Below are 17688 nucleotides of genomic sequence, written 5' to 3' on the forward strand. Positions count from 1 at the left end.
GAGCGAGGCGTCGGTAGTGGGCTTACCGCGCGGCGTGAGTTCTACCGTCCGGCGGCGATCCGGGCCTTCTCGAGCGCGGCGAGAGTACGGAGCACGGTGGCGCGCTGCTTCTCGAGGTCGCTGAGGCGGGCGCGTGCCGCCAACCCGACAGGTTCGCCGATCTGGCTCATCTGGGCGTCGATCGACGTGAGCTGCTCGAGAAGTCCGGTCACCCGGGTTTCGAGCGCGGCGACGTCCACGGAGTCGGTGCGCACGGGTGCCACGGGTGGGGTGGTCGAGCTGCGGGGCGAGCTCGGGCGACTAGACGTGGACGGCGAGGACGTTCCGGAGTGGGCCGAAGTGCGAGTCTCCGAGACGACGCTGGCGGCCCGGGGGCGCAGCGCCTTGCGCACGGCCGCGGGGTCGGGAAGCTCGGAGAGCTTCACCTCGTTCAGTTCACGACGTGCATCGCGGGCCTTGACACGGTGTTCGCGCTCTTCGTCGTCGTCCGACTGCAGCGTGCCACCAAGGGGGCGCAGACCGTACATGCCGAGGAAGCGCCGGGCTTCGTCGATCACGGTCTCTTTCTCGCGGCAAGCGCCACAGCGAGGTTCGTTGCGGAACATCTCGACTGCATGGTCGTCTCCGCACCAGACGCAAGCCCCCGGCGACCAACGCCGGACGTTTCGAATTGCACCGATATCGATAGGGCCCGAGAGAGTTTGCGCGTCGATCACGACGAGCCACAGTAGGGCACTGCGAGCCCGGGCGTCACACTGCCCCTCGGGCGACCTGCGCTTCTGCGGGCGGGCGTGACGAAGATCATGTTCGCCCTCGGGTGAGGGGGTGCAATCGCTGTGTGCTGCACTACTTTTCCCGACCAGTAAGTTTCATTCGCCCGCGCCGATCACCGTGGTCAGCCACTCGACAAGTGGCCGCATCTCACGCCACGCCGTGCGCACTTCCTGCGCGGTACGCGGACTGTCGATCCAGTCGGGGGAGAGGTATTTCTTGCTCGCGGTCAGCGATTTGTGGCGCATCAGTTCGAGGCGCGGGTGATCCTCGGCAACGCCACGAGGCCGCGTTTTCAGTGTGTCGCCGCCGATCTCGTATCCCGACGACTGCAGCTTCTTCACGAGCCGCACCAACTGGCGTCCCCGGCGGTCGTCGTCGACGGCGTCGCGGAACCGGGTGACTTGAACCGGCGTGTGCGAGTAGAAGCCTCCCGCGACGAACAAGCCCGATGCATCGATCTGCACGTAGAAGCCGACTCCCGGGCGCGTTTCGACGAAGCCGCCCTGATGGGTCTTGTATGGGGTCTTGTCCTTCGAGAAGCGGACGTCGCGGTAGGGGCGGAACACCTTGCCCGCACCGAACTCGTCCTCGAGTTCGGCCAGCAACGCCGTCATGGGTGCCCGCACTACGTCGTCGTACACCGCTTTGTGCGCGGTCCAGAAGCTCTTGCTGTTGTCTGCCTCGAGATCCTCGTAGAAGTCGAGTGCAGCGATAGGTATCCCGGTGAACACGACAGAAGGCTACGCCTGTGAGTGGTTGACGAGTCCAGGGACTCGTCAACCACTCACAGGCGTGGAGCGCCTAGGCGTTGCCGTTGAACAGGGAGGTCACCGAGCCGTTCTCGAATACTTCCTTGATGGTGCGCGCGAGGAGCGGAGCGATCGACAGCACCGTCAGCTGCGCGAACTTCTTCGACTCGTCGATCGGGAGGGTGTTGGTGACGATGACTTCCTTGGCGCCACACGCTGCGAGACGCTCGGCGGCGGGGTCGGAGAGCACACCGTGGGTGGCGGCGATGATCACATCTCCGGCACCGGCCTCCTTCAGGATCTTCACGGCGCCGGCGATGGTTCCGCCGGTGTCGATCATGTCGTCGATGAGGATGCAGGTGTGGCCTTCGACCTCACCGACCACACGGTTCGACTTCACCTGGTTGGGCACCAGCGGGTCGCGGGTCTTGTGGATGAACGCCAGCGGGGCGCCGCCGAGGGTGTCGGCCCACTTCTCGGCGACACGGACGCGACCGGAGTCGGGGGAGACGACGGCGATGTTCTCGGTGCCGTAGTTGCCGCGGATGTACTCGGCCAGCTGTCCCTGCGCATGCATGTGATCGACGGGTCCGTCGAAGAAGCCCTGGATCTGATCGGTGTGCAGGTCGACTGTGATGATCCGGTCGGCGCCCGCCGTCTTGAGCAGGTCTGCGACGAGGCGAGCGGAGATCGGCTCACGTCCGCGGTGCTTCTTGTCCTGGCGCGCGTACGGGTAGAAGGGCAGCACCGCGGTGATGCGCTTGGCCGATCCACGCTTGAGCGCATCGATCATGATCAGCTGTTCCATCACCCAGGTGTTCAGCGGGGCCGGGTGGCTCTGCAGCACGAAGGCGTCGGAGCCGCGCACCGACTCTTCGAAGCGGACGAAGATCTCACCGTTCGCGAAGTCACGAGCAGTCTGCGGAGTGACCCGCACATCGAGCTCCTTCGCCACCTGCTCGGCCAGCTCCGGATGCGCGCGACCAGAAAAAAGCATGAGGTTCTTCTGGTTGTCGATCCAATTCGCGGTCACTGCTCTATGCCATCCTTTAAATCTTGCTTGTCGGTTTCGTGCAGGTCGGAACTGTGAGGATGTTCCGCGGCAGACGCCGCCTCGGCGGCGGCGGTACCTGGCCGGTTGCGTTGCACCCAGCCGTCAATATTGCGCTGCTTCCCACCGGAGACGGCGAGCGCCCCCGGGGGTACGTCGTACCGCAGCACGGTGCCGGCTCCGGTGTAGGCACCGTCACCGACCTGTACCGGAGCGACGAACATGGTGTCCGATCCCGTCCGGACATGCGACCCCACCACGGTACGGCTCTTGGCGACGCCGTCGTAATTGACGAACACACTGGACGCTCCGATGTTGCTGTGCTCGCCGATCGTGGCATCCCCGACGTACGTCAGGTGAGGAACTTTGGAATGCGCTCCGATCTCGGCGTTCTTCGTCTCGACGAAGGCGCCGAGTTTGCCGGACTCGCCGAGTACGGTGCCCGGGCGCAAGTAGGAGAAGGGGCCGACGGTGGCGCGGGCACCAATGTGTGCCTCGGCGCCATGGGTGCGTATGACGCTCGCTCCCTCGCCGACGGACACGTCGGTGAGCGTGGTGTCGGGGCCGATCACCGCATCTTCACCCACCGTGGTGGTGCCGTGCAGCTGGACTCCGGGGTGAAGGGTGACATCGCGCCCGAGTGTGACGTCTACGTCGATCCAGGTGCTGGCCGGATCGATGACGGTGACTCCGTCGCGCATCCACCTCTCCACGGTGCGCCGATTCAGTTCGGCGGCGAGCTGCGACAGTTGCACGCGGTCGTTGGCGCCGCCTACTTTCGCGGCATCCGTCAGGTGGGCGGCAACCACTGGCTTACCGGCCTCGCGGGCAATCTTCACGACATCGGTCAGGTACAGCTCGCCCTGCGCGTTGTCCGCGTTCAGCCGACCGAGGGCTGTGCGCAGGAATTCGGCGTCGAAGGCGTACACGCCGGAGTTGACCTCGGTGATCGCTGCCTGCTCCGCGGTGGCGTCCGCCTGCTCGACGATGTGGGTGATCTCGCCGTCGGGCCGCCGGACGATTCGCCCGTATCCGGTGGGTTCGGGAGCGGTGAAGGTCAGCACGGTCACGGCCGTGGGTGCCGTCCCGCCGCGATGGCGCTCGAGAAGCGCCCGCAAGGTGTCACCGTCCAGCAGTGGCACGTCGGCGGCGGTGACCAGCACGGTCCCCTGAAAGTCGGCGGGTAGCGCAGACAGGCCGCAGTCGACGGCGTGCCCGGTCCCGTTCTGCTCTTCCTGGACGGCGACGGCGATCGCGCGGCCGAGCGAGGCTTCCAGGGTGGTGACCGCGGCGGCGACACGCTCCCGATCGTGACCGACCACGGTGACGAGATGCGTGGGGTCGACTTCGGCGGCCGCGTGGAGGGAGTGAGCCAGCATCGTGCGTCCCCCCAGGGTGTGCAGCACCTTGGGGGTCTTCGACCGCATCCGGGTTCCTGCACCGGCGGCGAGGACGACCACGGCGGTCTGCACTGGCATGAAGCTCCCTCTGGTCGTTCCACTCTTGCTGCTCTCTGGGCAGCCCGGCCCGGACAGCGCACTGCGCTTCAGGCTTCGCTCCGCCGCCAGGACTCGAACCTGAACTATCTGAACCAAAATCAGAGGTGCTGCCATTACACTACGGCGGATTGCCGCACTCGCGGGGTGTCACGCCCGTTTGCGCGAGAGAATCCTCGCATGCCGACCCGCCGTAGGTCGAACCGCTCCGGAAATTTGTTTCGGGGGTCCCGATAGAGTGGGTGCTACCTGCAGCGTTCTGTGCTGCCCGCGGCACTTGTTCCGTCGCGCGTGTGAGGAAAGGATGGTGCCTCGGTGCCCCGACCCAGCGAAGTGGATGCGACCCCGGCGCGGGTGGCGCGCACCCGGATGACCGGCACTCAACGCCGCGAGCAACTGATCGAGATCGCACGCGCCCTCTTTGCCGAGCGGGGTTACGAGGCCACCTCGATCGAGGAGATCGCGCAGCGCGCGCACGTCTCCAAGCCGGTCGTGTACGAACATTTCGGTGGCAAGGAAGGCCTCTACGCGGTGGTCGTGGACCGGGAGATGTCGCGGTTGCTCGACATGATCACGTCCTCGTTGAAGCAGAACCGCTCCCGCGTGCGGGTCGAGCGGGTGGCGCTCGCCCTGCTCACCTACGTCGAGGAGCACACCGACGGCTTCCGGATTCTGGTGCGTGACTCGCCGATGGCTGCGCCGGACGGCACATATTCGAGTCTTCTGAACGAGGCCATCGGTCAGGTGGGGCACATTCTCGCCGGTGACTTCTCGCGGCGGGGATTCGATCCGGACCTCGCCCTGCTCTACGCGCAGGCGTTGGTCGGCATGGTGTCGACCACGGCGACCTGGTGGCTAGACGAGCGCACGCCGTCCAAAGAGGTGGTGGCCGCACATCTGGTCAACCTCTGCTGGAACGGGTTGACCAACCTGGAAGCAGACCCGCAGCTCGGATCGGACAGGCCACAGCCTCCTGTCGGGTGAACGGGTTCTCATTTCCCGACGCGTGGTCCAACACCGTCAGCCTCGAGCGTGGCGAGTGTTAGGGTTCGCAGCAGTTGTGTGCCCCCTCGGAGGGGTTGGTCGGGGAGGCAATCGATGGCGAGACAGGTTCGTGCAGAGGTCACTCGGGCATCAGTCCTGATGGCCGCGGCCGACGTGTTCGTGCGCCTCGGGTATGCGAATGCGGGTCTCAACGAGATCATCGAGCAGTCCGGTGTCACCAAGGGTGCCCTGTACTTTCACTTCAGTTCCAAGGAAGACCTCGCTCGGGGCGTGATCGACGAAGGTCAGGTCCGGCTCACTGCAGGAGTCACTTCCGTGAGCGACGGGCCCACGCCCGCGCTGGAGGCGCTCGTCGCACTCTCCTACGTCGCGATCGAGGCGGCCAGTTCTGATCCGATCGTGGCGGCGATGCTGCGACTTCAGCACGAAATCGGCGACTACCAGGGCACCGACGGCAATGTGGTGACCGCGTGGCAGCAGGCTTTCGAGCGGCTCGTCGGCAGGGCCGTCGACGAGGGTGACATTCGCACGGAAGAGGACGTCCCTCCCGAGACGCTCGCGACGTTTCTGCTCGGCTCGCTGTTGGGCACCCATGTTGTTGCCACTGCGACCAACGCGTTCGACGAGCTTCCGCGTCGCATGGAGCGCGTCTGGTACTTCATTCTTCCCGGTCTCGTCGAGCCGTCCAAGCTCGTGTACTTCCGCCAGTTCGCGTCGCGTCGACTACTTCGTTGACAGGGGGCAGGGGGAGTTGACCGGGACAGGGGAGTGGTTCCGCCAATGCCGAAGTATCCCAAGAGTGTTATGTGTGTCACATCCTCCTCTGGTAGGAAAAGGCGCCACTACAGTGCAGTGGACCCGCGGTCGGGGGCTCAGGTGATTTCGGAACCAATGAATCACCGCTCCCGGCCCGGCAATGTATGGTTGAAGTCCGTTCGCCTGAATGCAGGTGGAGCGAAAAGCGATAGTGTCGTTGTAAGCCCAGTGCGCCGATGATGCCGGAGGGTGCCCGATGCCGTTCGTCATCGTCGAACGTGAAGAAACGCTAGTTGCCGGATTGGCCGTGCGTAGTCCGAAACGTGCACTCGGTGAGGCGCGTGACCCAGCGCTCGAGAAGACGTGGTCCACGCTGCTCGCGCAAAACGTGGACCGCCCGCTTGCCTCCGCCTACGTCGACCACGCAGCCGACATCAATTCGTATTACACCCAGATCGTCGGGTACCAATGCTCCTCGCTCGACGAGGTGAAGCGGGGACACATCGTGTCTCGGCTGCCCGCGGGCACGTATGCCAAGTTCTCGTCGGTGGGAACCTTTCCCGACTTGTTCGACGCGCTGTGGGGGCAGATTCGTGAAGCGGAAGAGTTGAAACAGATCGAACGGTCCTTCACGGGCGATTTCGAGTTCTACCCGCACGCCTTCGGAATCGATCTGTATGTGGCCATAGTGCCACCCGCTACGAGGTAGGGCCGCAATGACTTTCGAGATCGTCAAGCGTGAGGCAGCCGACTTCGGTGGGTTGGTTCTTCCGCGTAGGGAATTGGGCTCGACGGTGCATGCCACCGACCTGATGAAGTTCACCCGGGAGCGCATCCATCAGCGCGGAATCGACGATCTGACCACCGTCTATGTGGCCGTTCCCGACCTCGGGTGGAGCGCGGTCGTCGGATACCGGTGTGCCGGACTGGATGACCTCGCGATCGGCGACGTGCTGGTCCGTGTGCCGGCCGGATACTTTGCCAAGTTCCTGCCGGACGGCCGGTCGTCCGATCCGATCGAGGATGTGTGGCTTCAGGCTGAAATAGCCGAGAAGGAAGGGCGCATCGAACGCGCCTTCACGGAAGAGGTTGAGTCTCTCCGTTCTCCGAGCAGCGTGGAGTTGTTCATTTCGCTGGCGTAATCCCAGAGTCGGTTAATGCCGGAAAAGACGGACCTGCAGTTTGTTTCAGGTCTGCTTTGTGGCATCGTAGGTGACAAATGGCTGGTGAGCGCGGAAAATAGCTAACTGCGGGACTGTGACCGGTGATCGTGTGTCCAGTTCTTGGGGTCTCTCGTAACCCGTGAGTCCCTCGGAACTGCTGCACCGACTCACGATGGGACACACCAATGCCTGTGAAGCAATTGTCGAAATCGCCCTACGAACTTCGCTCGACCGACACACCGCTGGACCGAACTCGGAGCGTCTGGGATGCACGATCTCAGTGCCGTTTCGTTGCAGCCACGCCGTCGGCGGAGCCGCAACTCTGGGAAGCATATCTCGAGGGAGCGAAGGATGGCTATCGGAGGTACGGTGCCGAGAAAGCACTCGAGTACAGCCGGATTCGACACGGTGACACCACCGCGGTGTTTTTCGTCGCGCTGGATGCGGACGGTTCCGTGGCCGCGGGGGTGCGGGCACAAGGACCCTACGTCGCCGCAGGTGAGGCACACGCAATAACGGAATGGGCGGGTCATCCCGGTGCCCCGGAGGTTCGCCGGATGATCGAGGATCGGTTACCGTTCGGGGTCGTCGAGGCGAAGGGCGCCTGGGTCTCGGAGAATGCGTCTCACCGGGGAGAACTGGGTGTGGCGCTCGGCCGTTTCGCGACGTATTCGATGGACCTTCTCGACGTGCAGTTCATGCTCGCCACGGCTGGCACCCACGTGCTGGCGACGTGGGCTTCCTCGGGTGGTGTGGTGGCCGACCATATTGCGCCGGTGCCGTATCCGGATGACCGCTACGAGACGCGGCTGATGTGGTGGGATCGGAGGAGGCGCCGGGGCCACGCCGAATCCTTGCAGTTGGCCCAACTACTCCTCACGACGTCCCGACCGGCGCCTTCGACGGCGCCGGAGACCATCGGAAGCGTCGTCCGGCCGATGCGGAGCGTGTCGTGAACGATTTTCGCGGTGACTATGCCGCACTCGTCCTCGACGAGGCGGTTCCCGACGATGCGGCACTGCTGGAACTTCTCCGGCAGGATCCGGCCGTGCTCTTCGTCGATCGGCTGGAACTGCAGCGGGCGAATCTTCGCAGCCTCGTCCCGGCCCCCGGGCCGGAAGTCACGGAGGAGCGTCCCGTCTGGGCCTACTACTCGTGGCGCAGAACGGTGGTACGTCTCCTCGGTCCGGCGTCGTTTCGGTTGCTGCGACTGGACAGGAACCGGAACAAGATCACGGCGGAGCAGCAGGACCGGTTACGGGGCGTGACCGTGGGGATCGTCGGCCTCAGTGTCGGGCACGCGGTGGCGCTCGCTCTCACCCTGGAAGGCGCATGTGGTGCTCTGCGGCTCGCGGACTTCGACACCATGGAACTGTCGAACTTGAACAGGGTGCCCGGAACGGTGCTCGACCTCGGCGTGAACAAGGCGGTGGTGGCCGCCCGTCGGCTCGCCGAGATCGACCCGTACATGGATGTGTCTCTGTGGGAAGACGGCGTGAACACCGACACGGTGGCGGCGTTCCTGGACGGCACCGACGTCGTGATCGACGAGTGCGATTCGCTAGATGTCAAGCTGTCGCTGCGGCAGGAGGCGCGTCGCAGGCGGCTGCCCGTTCTGATGGCCACGAGTGACAGAGGGCTGGTCGATGTCGAACGTTTCGACCTCGAACCGGAGCGTCCGCTCTTCCACGGGGTGCTCGGGGACGTCGACGTCGAGTCGCTGTCCGGTCTGGGGGCCCGCGAGAAGATCCCCCTGGTATTGCGCATTCTCGATGCCGGTCAGCTGTCGACGGCGATGGCGGCCTCGCTGGTAGAGGTGGACGAAACCATCTCCACCTGGCCTCAGCTGGGCAGTGATGTGCTGCTCGGTGGCGCCCAGGTGGCCGCGGCGGTACGGCGGATCGGGCTCGGACAGTCCCTCGCGTCGGGGCGGTGCCGCATGGACCTCGACGAGCAACTCGACACCCTGTCCGAGCCGGCGACCTCCGAGCCGGTGTTCGCGGCGACGGAATCTGAAGATGCCGGGAGCACTGCGCCCCTCGACGCGGTTGACGCAGTGCTCGAGTCCGCGGCCCTCGCACCGTCCGGGGGCAACGTTCAACCGTGGAAGATCGTCGCGGACGACGAAGCGCTCAGCTTCTTCCTGGCTCGAGAGCACACTACCGAGATGGACGTCGGCCACCGCGGGAGTCTGGTGGCTATCGGAGCAGCACTGCACAACGCCCGAATCGCTGCGGCGGCGTCCGGGATCCTCGGCGACGTGCGGCTCCACAGCGGTACCGACCCGGGTCGACCGGTTGCCACGATGACGTTCGCCGACGGCCACGACCCCGACCTTGCTCGTCGGTACGTGCACATGCGTGAGCGCACGACCAACCGGAATATGGGCGTGCCCGCCGGCCTCGACAGTGCACTCGCGGCTCGACTGGTGGAGGACGCCGAGAAGGAAGCGGGACGGCTGCGCCTGGTCACCGAGCGAGCAACCGTGACGTCGATCGGTGAGATCCTGGCGGAGTCCGACCGCATCCGGTTCCTGACTCCGACTTTGCACCGGGAAATGATCGACGAATTGCGCTGGCCACCCGCCGATCCGATTGACGTGGGAATCGATGTCCGCGCTCTCGAGCTCGACTCCGCGGAATTGTCGACGCTGGAGTTGCTCCGTCGACCCGACGTGATGGAACACGTGGGCGGGCAGGACGGGGGCCGGGCGCTCGGCAATTCCACTCGCGACCGGGTGTCGTCCAGCTCGGCGATCGCGGTGCTCTCGGTATGCGGCCGAGGTGCGGCAGATTACGTGCGCGGGGGACAGGCCACCGAGAGTGTGTGGATCACGGCACAGCAGCACGGGCTCGCAGTGCAACCCATCTCACCGGTGTTTCTCTATGGTGTGGAGCGGGCGGAGTTCGAGCAATTGTCGCCGCGCTATGCCGGGGCGCTGGAGGGTCTTCGACGCAAACTCGTCGACCTGATCGGAGTGGGAGAGAAGGAGTCGCTGATCATGGTGCTGAGATTGAGTCATGCCCCAGCGCCTTCGGTGCGCAGTGCGCGTCGACGGGACCGGACAGGACGGCGGACGACGTCGTGACAGGAGGCGCAGTGCCTACCGAGAAGCACGCCGAGAAGCTCGACACCCTCGTGACGACCGTCGCGTCACGGCTCACGCCCGTAGATGCGGTGTCCTTCGTGCCCGTCGCCAAGCTGGTCCTCCAGGACCTGGTCGAGCACTTCGAGGTGGATACCTGTTTCCTTCGCTTCAACGACCACGAACTCGCGGCGACCGTACTGGTGGCCGAATACCCCCCGCGCCCGCACATCCCCGAACCGGACCCGATCGGGGTGGTGTACTTCAAGGACGCGGATCCGATGTTCGCGCTGACCGAACATCAGAAGGAAGTGGTCATCACACGTCCGGAGGTGTCCGGGCCCGACTACAACGATCGTGTTCGGGAGGCGTCCGGAATACCCGAGGTGTCGCTCGCGGCTGTTCCGTTGCTGTCGGGGGAGACGACGACGGGCACGCTCGGGTTCATCAAGTTCGGCGATCGCGACTGGACGCCCCCGGAGGTCGATGTCCTCAAGGCTATCGCCGCTCTGCTCGCACAGGTGCAGGCGCGAGTCGCCGTCGAGGAACAGCTGCGGTACTCGGCCGATCACGACTCCCTCACCGGGCTCAGTAACAGGCGCGCCCTCTACGGCCATCTCGACGCGCGGTTGAGTTCTGCGGATCCGGGCCCGGTGGCCATCCTGTTCCTCGACCTCGACCGGTTGAAGCCGCTCAACGACTTCTTCGGCCACGGAGCAGGTGACGGATTCATCTCCACGATCGCGGATCGGCTTCGCGCGAGCTGCGCACCGGACGACCTCGTCGCACGCCTCGGGGGTGATGAATTCGTCCTCGTCCTCGGCGGGTCCGTCGACCTCGCGGAAGCGGAACTGCGGGCACAGCACATCCGTGACGTGGTGACCGAGCGGGTGCGACTCGGGCGCGAGGTGGTCAGTCGCAGCGTCAGTATCGGTGTCGCGGTCGGGCATCCGGGCAAGGTGACGACGGGCGCATTGCTCAGCCGGGGCGACCAGGCGGTCATGGCCGCGAAGACCAAAGGCGGCAACGCGATCAGCGTGTTCACCGAGGAGATGCAGGCGGAGAGCGAAAAGCGCAACGTGATCGAGTTGAGCTTGCGCGGCGCCATCGCCGACGGGTCGCTGTTCCTCGAGTATCAGCCGGAGGTCGACCTGCGCACCGGTCGCATCATCGGGGTCGAGGCGTTGGTGCGATGGCATCATCCGTTCCTGGGCTTGCTGCAGCCGGTGTCGTTCATCGACGTCGCCGAGGCGACCAACCTGGCCGGGGAACTCGGTCGCTGGGTCATCAGAACCGCGTGTGCGCAGTGGTCACGGTGGAGTAGCCAGGCACCAGGCCTGGATCTCACCCTTCGCGTCAATGTCTCGCCCGGCCAGCTGGCCGGGCTGGACTTTCTCGACGTGGTCGCGAGTGCGCTGAAGGAGTTCGATCTGCGACAGGGTGCCCTGTGTCTGGAGATTACCGAGAATGCGGTGCTGAGTGACCTCACCCGCACCCGGGAGGCCCTCGACGGTCTGCACGAACTGCACGTCGAGGTGGCGATCGACGACTTCGGTACGGGCTTCAGTTCGCTGAGTCACCTCAAGGCGCTCCCCGTGGGGACGCTCAAGATCGATCGGGGTTTCGTCATGAATCTGGACAAGAACCCGGAGGACCGGGCGATCGTGAAGTCGATCGTCGGGCTGGCCGAGTCGTTCGGTCTCGAGCTGGTGGCGGAGGGGGTCGAGAACGCCGAGGCGGCCCGAGCGCTCATCGACCTGGGCTGTCACCGAGGTCAGGGGTTCTTGTTCAGCCGCCCGGTGTCCGGGGCGGCGATCGGTGCACTGCTGGTCAAGGGCAGTATCGACGTCGCGATCTGACGTCCGTTTCTGTTTGCCCGGCCAGCAGGCAGACAAGAATCCGCATGTCGCCGGGATCGACTAGGCTGGCTCAGTCCGCAACTGGCCGAGCGCCTCGGCCCGAGCTGTTCGCCGGCAGTTCGTCATCACTGCTCAGGAGTTGTCGTTGTCTTCCCCGCTCATCGCCGCCGAGCCCTCGTCCGCTAGAAGTCCGCTCGCCGGCCTGGCACGGATCGCTCTGGCCGACGGCGTCATCGCGCAAGTGGCCGAGGTACTCGGACGCAGTCATCTCGACATCGTCGCTCCCGGGCCCGTCCGCCCGTTCGTGGCCGCGGCGCTCGCCGAGCGCACCCACTTGTTGCTGGTCACCGCCACCGGCCGCGAGGCCGACGACCTCACCGCCGAGCTTCAGGAGATGATCGGCGACGCCGTCGCCCAGTTCCCGTCGTGGGAGACCCTGCCGCACGAGCGGCTGTCACCGAGTGCCGACACCGTCGGCAAGCGCATCGAGGTTCTCCGCCGGCTGGCCCGCCCGGACGACGTCTCGTACGGTGCGCCGTTGCGGGTGATCGTCACCACGGTGCGCTCCCTCGTGCAGCCCATGGCACCCGGCCTCGGCGAGATCGAACCGATCACCCTGCGGGTGGGCGTCGAGCACGATTTCGACGGACTCGTCCAGCGGCTGGTCGAAATGGCGTACACCCGCGTCGACATGGTCGGCAAGCGCGGGGAGTTCGCCGTCCGCGGTGGCATCCTCGACCTGTTCTCGCCCACCGCGGACCACCCCGTCCGCATCGAGTTCTGGGGCGACGAGGTCACCGAGCTCCGCGCCTTCTCGGTGGCGGACCAGCGGTCACTTCCCGAAGTCGAACTCGACGCGGTGATAGCGCCGCCGTGTCGGGAGCTCATCCTCACCCAGGACGTGCGTGATCGTGCGGCGCAACTCGCGGCCGACAATCAAGCCGACGCCGCTCTCGTGGAGATGCTCGACAAGATGTCGGCGGGCATTCCGGTGGAAGGCATGGAAGCTCTGCTGCCGGTGCTGCGGCCGGGTCAACTGCAGCTCCTCACCGATGTGCTGCCGGACGACGCCCACATCCTGCTGTGCGATCCCGAGAAGGTCAGGACCCGTGCCACCGATCTCGTGCGCACCGGTCAGGAGTTCCTGGAGGCCTCGTGGACGGCCGCCTCGATCGGCGCTGACGCACCGCTCGACGCGTCGGCGTTGAAAGGGGGCGGTATCGACCTCGGTGCCTCCGCCTATCGTTCGCTGCGCCAGGTCCGGGACTCGGCGGAGGCCAGTGGCCGCCCCTGGTGGACTCTGAGCCCCCTCGCGTCGGGAAACGGTGAAGAACTCGAACTGGCGGTCACCGCGGCGCCCCAGGTGCGCGGATCCGACGATCTGCTGGCCGAGTTGTTCGTGTCCCTGCGTGCCCACGTGAGCACTGGTGGTCGCGCTGTCGTCGTCGTACCCGGTGCAGGCACCGCACACAGGGTTCTCGAGCGGCTGCACGAGGCGGAAGTCCCCGCTGCCGAACTCACGGCGGGCGGGGAGCCGCCGCGCGGGCAGGTGGCGGTGCTCCGTGGGGCGCTGCACGAGGGGCTCGTGCTGCCGGGTGACGACTCGACACCCGGACTGGTCATCGTCACCGAGTCCGACCTCACCGGTAACCGGGTTGCCGCCGTCGGCGACGGCAAGAGACTGCCCGCCAAGCGCCGCAATCAGGTGGATCCGCTCGCACTGACAGCGGGCGACATGGTGGTGCACGACCAGCACGGCATCGGACGATTCGTCGAGATGGTCGAGCGCACCATCGGCGGCGCGCGACGTGAGTACCTCGTGATCGAGTACGCCGCGAGCAAGCGTGGTCATCCCGGTGACCGCCTGTTCGTCCCCATGGAATCCCTCGATCAGCTCTCCCGTTACGTCGGCGGTGAGCTTCCTGCCCTTAGCAAGCTCGGCGGCTCCGACTGGGCAAACACCAAACGCAAGGCGCGCAAGGCAGTTCGCGAGATCGCCGGTGAACTCGTCCAGCTCTATGCGGCGCGCCAGGCCGCGCCCGGCCACGCTTTCGGCCCGGACACACCGTGGCAGAAGGAGATGGAGGACGCGTTCGCGTTCACCGAGACGGTGGATCAGCTGACGGTGATCAGCGAGGTCAAGGCCGACATGGAGAAGGCGGTCCCGATGGACCGCGTCGTCATCGGTGACGTCGGATACGGCAAGACCGAGATCGCGGTACGTGCGGCCTTCAAGGCGGTGCAGGACGGCAAGCAGGTGGCAGTGCTGGTGCCCACCACGCTTCTCGCGCAACAACATTTGCAGACGTTCACCGAGCGGATGGCAGCATTCCCGGTGAAGGTGCGCGGTCTGTCCCGATTCACCGACCCCGGCGACTCCAAGGAGATCATCGCAGGGATGGCGGACGGCGAAATCGACGTGGTGGTCGGAACACACCGGCTGCTGCAGACCGGAATCCGGTGGAAGGACCTCGGCCTCGTGATCGTCGACGAGGAGCAGCGCTTCGGTGTCGAACACAAGGAGCACATCAAGGCGCTGCGTACGCACGTCGACGTGCTCACCATGTCTGCCACACCGATTCCGCGAACCCTCGAAATGAGTATGGCCGGCATCCGCGAGATGTCGACGATTCTGACGCCACCGGAGGAACGGCACCCGATCCTCACCTACGTCGGTGCGTACGCCGACAAGCAGGTCGCCGCGGCAATCCGACGGGAACTGCTCCGCGACGGTCAGGTCTTCTACGTCCACAACCGGGTGAGCTCCATCGACAAGGCGGCGCAGCGTATCCGCGAACTGGTGCCGGAAGCACGGGTGGCGGTGGCGCACGGTCAGATGAACGAGGACACGCTCGAGCGGACGGTGCAGGGCTTCTGGGAACGTGACTATGACGTCCTGGTGTGTACCACGATCATCGAGACGGGCCTCGACATCTCCAATGCCAACACGCTCATCGTCGAACGCGCCGACTCCCTGGGTCTCTCCCAGCTGCACCAGCTACGCGGGCGGGTGGGGCGCAGCCGCGAACGCGGGTACGCGTACTTCCTGTATCCGCCCGAGAAGCCGCTCACCGAAACGGCGTACGACCGGCTCGCCACCATTTCGCAGAACTCGGACCTCGGCGCCGGCATGGCAGTGGCGATGAAAGACCTCGAGATCCGTGGCGCCGGAAACGTGCTGGGCGCCGAACAATCGGGTCACGTCGCGGGCGTCGGCTTCGACCTGTACGTGCGCCTGGTCGGTGAAGCCGTCGAGGCCTTCCGCGCAGCAGCGGACGGAAGACCCGTCACCACGGAGGACGCGCCCAAGGAGGTCCGGATCGACCTTCCCGTCGACGCGCACATTCCTCCCGACTACGTCACCAGCGACCGGCTGCGGCTCGAGGGGTATCGCAAACTCGCCGCGGCGACGGATCATGCCGGCATTGCCGCCGTCGTGGACGAGCTCGTCGACCGGTACGGCCCGATGCCCGAAGAGGTACGCCGGCTGGTCTCCGTGGCCAAGCTGCGCCTGCTGTGCCGCGAATACGGTCTCGAGGAGGTCGCGGTGGCCGGCACCCAGCTGAAGATCGCACCCATGCCGCTGCCCGACTCGAAGCAGTTGCGCCTCAAGCGGATTTATCCGAGCGCCCAGTACCGGGCCACCACCGGAATGGTCCAGCTGCCTCTGCCGCGGGCCGGCTCGGGAGGTATCGGCGCCGACCGCGTACGCGACGTGGAGCTGTTGCAGTACATCGCCGACTTCATCGTCGCGCTCGACGGCAAGGCTGCCGGTTCCGTGGTGATGGAGGCCTGACCCTATGACGGTGATCCTGCTCGACCCCCTTCGGCCGACAACGATCCCGATGGAAGCCCTCGGGGTGATCGGCGACGGCGTGCAGGTCACCGACGAGGTCCCCGACGGCGTCCGGCAGTTCCTGACTGTCGTGCCGAAGTCGGATGTCTTGGTCACCACCGATCGCGAGCACCCCGCCGTCTGCGCCCGCGTGGCAGGGGGAGACCGCGTCATCTCGGCGCCGAAACTCTTGGGAGACAACCTGGTCGAGGCCGCCGAGGTGATGGACCGGCTGTGGGGTTACGGAGGCTGGGAAGTGACGCAAACCCATCGCAGCCTCGCGCACTATCTCGTGGAGGAGACCTACGAGGTGCTCGACGCAATCGAGTCTTCCGATAGCGGTGAGCTGCGCGAAGAACTGGGCGACCTACTGCTGCAGGTGCTGTTCCATGCGCGGATCGCGTCGGCGTCGGGGAACTTCGACGTCGACGACGTGGCAGCCACTCTCGTAGCCAAACTCGTCCACCGCAGTCCCCATCTCAGCGAAGACGTCGTCGGCCCCGTCGACATCGCGGAGCAGGAACGTGCATGGGAGATCCGGAAGGCGGCCGAAAAAGCCCGTGAATCATGCCTCGACGGCATCGCGCTCAGCCAGCCCGCCGCGTCCCTTGCGGCAAAAGTGATGGCCAAAGCAGCGAAGGCGGGGTTGCCGACGGAGTTGATACCCGCCGAGCTCGAGGCCGCTCTCCACGCCCAGGCGGACGCGGAGACGACGCTGCGCGCGGTGACGGACGAGTTCATCGCGCGCATCCGCGCCGCCGAAAAAGCTGCCCGCGCCGAGGGCACCCAGGTACTCCAGCCGGGGGACTGGGCCGCCCACTGGCCGGCCTGATTCCCGGATCCGCGGACCTAGCGCCTGCGCCGCACCGGCGAGAGGGTCTGCGACGCGAACGACAGCGGCGCGGATCGGCAGCCGAGTTCGCAGGCCCGGTGGACCCGGGCCACAACGGTCGCAGGGTCGTCGAGGTGTTTCCACGTCCAGCGGGCGACGGCGACCCCGGTCGCCCGGAGGTCGTCCTCGCGAAGCTTCTCCAGCCGCACCGACTCCGACTCCGAGCGTGTCGGGTGCAGCGAGTACTTCTCCATCCCATCGAATTCACCTACGACTCCGTACTCCCGCCACAAGAAGTCCACCCGGCCGACCGGACGGCCGTCGAGGCCCGCCACCACCTGTTGCAGTTCGGGTGCCGGCAGCTCTTCGCGATGAAAGAGCACGCGGCTGCGTGATTCACCGACGCTGTCGCTGAGGCCGTTCATGAACGCGACTGCCCGCTCGGCACGCTTTGCGCCGGCGCGATGGTGTGCGCGGCCGACGGCGTCGGCGAGTTCGTCGTGGTCCGTCAGGCCGAGGCGCAGTGCATGATCACCTGCCACGACTGCTTGCTCGAACGGAACGGTGCGAGCGAAATCGACGAGGGAACGCGGCACCGTCGTGACGAGTATGCCGTCGATCATGATGACCTCGTCGGGCAAGAACGGCGTGGCGTGCAGGTGGCGTCGGCGACTCTTCTTGCCACCCTGCGCGCGGTTGGCGGTCATGTGAACCAGTGCGAGGGGAACGTTCCACAAGTCGATTCCGTGGAGTGCGAGGGCAGACACATGACTCACCGCGGCGTCGGAATGCGATGCCAACGCTGTGGCGTGCGCGAGAACGCGATGTCGACCGACGGTGTCGAGTCGGGCGTCGTCGTCGCGGCGCAGGTACGCGCCTCGGCGCACGGTGAGTAGGTCACCGCGCCTGCGGGATCGGTTGAGCTCACCGTCGGTATAGCCGTGATCGAGTGCAGTGCAGCGTCGGACGAGTCCCGCCGGTTCCGAATCCATGCAGTCAGAGTGCCCGTATTCAGGGGAGGTCGGAAGGTGCGGGTCGTTGGTTGTGGATAACTCCCGACATCCGCGGACCCAGTGTGCGCGT

General features: G+C 65.9%; 14 protein-coding genes and 1 tRNA gene. 9 read left to right on the forward strand and 6 right to left on the reverse strand.

Annotated features, from left to right (window positions below; all coding sequences use genetic code 11):
- Positions 1-41: 41 nt before the first annotated feature.
- From JQT59_RS15995 to JQT59_RS16015, 5 genes are all read right to left on the reverse strand, one after another.
- A complete protein-coding gene (locus JQT59_RS15995) occupies positions 42-716 on the reverse strand; it encodes a hypothetical protein (protein WP_204164797.1) in 675 nt (224 codons plus the stop codon).
- Between the two features lie 153 nt (positions 717-869).
- Positions 870-1505 (reverse strand): DUF2461 domain-containing protein, encoded by a 636-nt coding sequence (locus JQT59_RS16000; RefSeq protein ID WP_213576929.1) that lies wholly within the window; start codon positions 1503-1505, stop codon positions 870-872.
- 70 nt (positions 1506-1575) lie between these two features.
- Entirely contained in the window at positions 1576-2556 is a 981-nt protein-coding gene (locus JQT59_RS16005; protein WP_109332289.1) for a ribose-phosphate diphosphokinase, read from the reverse strand.
- Entirely contained in the window at positions 2553-4052 is a 1500-nt protein-coding gene (gene glmU, locus JQT59_RS16010; RefSeq protein WP_213576930.1) for a bifunctional UDP-N-acetylglucosamine diphosphorylase/glucosamine-1-phosphate N-acetyltransferase GlmU, read from the reverse strand. The genes JQT59_RS16005 and glmU overlap by 4 nt, the downstream gene beginning before the upstream one ends.
- A gap of 78 nt (positions 4053-4130) precedes the next feature.
- Positions 4131-4201, reverse strand: a tRNA-Gln gene (locus JQT59_RS16015).
- Between the two features lie 238 nt (positions 4202-4439).
- Between JQT59_RS16015 and JQT59_RS16020 the strand changes: the two genes are divergently transcribed.
- The 9 genes from JQT59_RS16020 (at position 4440) to JQT59_RS16060 (ending at position 16605) form a co-directional block, all read left to right on the forward strand.
- On the forward strand, positions 4440-5054 hold the full coding sequence (locus JQT59_RS16020) for a TetR/AcrR family transcriptional regulator (protein WP_230990262.1): 615 nt from the start codon (positions 4440-4442) through the stop codon (positions 5052-5054).
- Between the two features lie 114 nt (positions 5055-5168).
- Entirely contained in the window at positions 5169-5810 is a 642-nt protein-coding gene (locus tag JQT59_RS16025; RefSeq protein ID WP_213576932.1) for a ScbR family autoregulator-binding transcription factor, read from the forward strand.
- Between the two features lie 277 nt (positions 5811-6087).
- Positions 6088-6540 (forward strand): GyrI-like domain-containing protein, encoded by a 453-nt coding sequence (locus JQT59_RS16030; protein ID WP_109332285.1) that lies wholly within the window; start codon positions 6088-6090, stop codon positions 6538-6540.
- Positions 6541-6547: 7 nt separating this feature from the next.
- Entirely contained in the window at positions 6548-6973 is a 426-nt protein-coding gene (locus JQT59_RS16035) for a hypothetical protein (RefSeq protein WP_109332284.1), read from the forward strand.
- 206 nt (positions 6974-7179) lie between these two features.
- Positions 7180-7950, forward strand: a complete 771-nt coding sequence (locus JQT59_RS16040; protein WP_213576933.1) for a hypothetical protein — start codon at positions 7180-7182, stop codon at positions 7948-7950.
- Positions 7947-10082 carry an Rv1355c family protein gene (locus tag JQT59_RS16045; protein ID WP_213576934.1) on the forward strand — a complete coding sequence of 712 codons (2136 nt, stop codon included), beginning with the start codon at positions 7947-7949 and terminating at the stop codon, positions 10080-10082. The genes JQT59_RS16040 and JQT59_RS16045 overlap by 4 nt, the downstream gene beginning before the upstream one ends.
- Positions 10083-10093: 11 nt before the next feature.
- Positions 10094-11938: a sensor domain-containing phosphodiesterase gene (locus JQT59_RS16050; protein WP_213576935.1), complete on the forward strand. Its 1845-nt coding sequence runs from the start codon at positions 10094-10096 to the stop codon at positions 11936-11938.
- Positions 11939-12083: 145 nt separating this feature from the next.
- On the forward strand, positions 12084-15734 hold the full coding sequence (gene mfd / locus JQT59_RS16055; protein ID WP_213576936.1) for a transcription-repair coupling factor: 3651 nt from the start codon (positions 12084-12086) through the stop codon (positions 15732-15734).
- A 4-nt stretch (positions 15735-15738) separates the two neighbouring features.
- Positions 15739-16605 carry a nucleoside triphosphate pyrophosphohydrolase gene (locus JQT59_RS16060; RefSeq protein WP_213576937.1) on the forward strand — a complete coding sequence of 289 codons (867 nt, stop codon included), beginning with the start codon at positions 15739-15741 and terminating at the stop codon, positions 16603-16605.
- Positions 16606-16622: 17 nt separating this feature from the next.
- Here the strand turns inward: JQT59_RS16060 and JQT59_RS16065 are convergent, their stop codons facing one another.
- The gene (locus JQT59_RS16065) at positions 16623-17597 is read right to left on the reverse strand and encodes a hypothetical protein (RefSeq protein WP_213576938.1); all 975 of its coding nucleotides are present in this window, start codon (positions 17595-17597) and stop codon (positions 16623-16625) included.
- Between the last annotated feature and the right edge of the window lie 91 nt (positions 17598-17688).

The organism is Rhodococcus sp. USK13 (assembly GCF_018343855.1).
GTDB classification, from domain to species: domain Bacteria; phylum Actinomycetota; class Actinomycetes; order Mycobacteriales; family Mycobacteriaceae; genus Rhodococcus_F; species Rhodococcus_F oxybenzonivorans.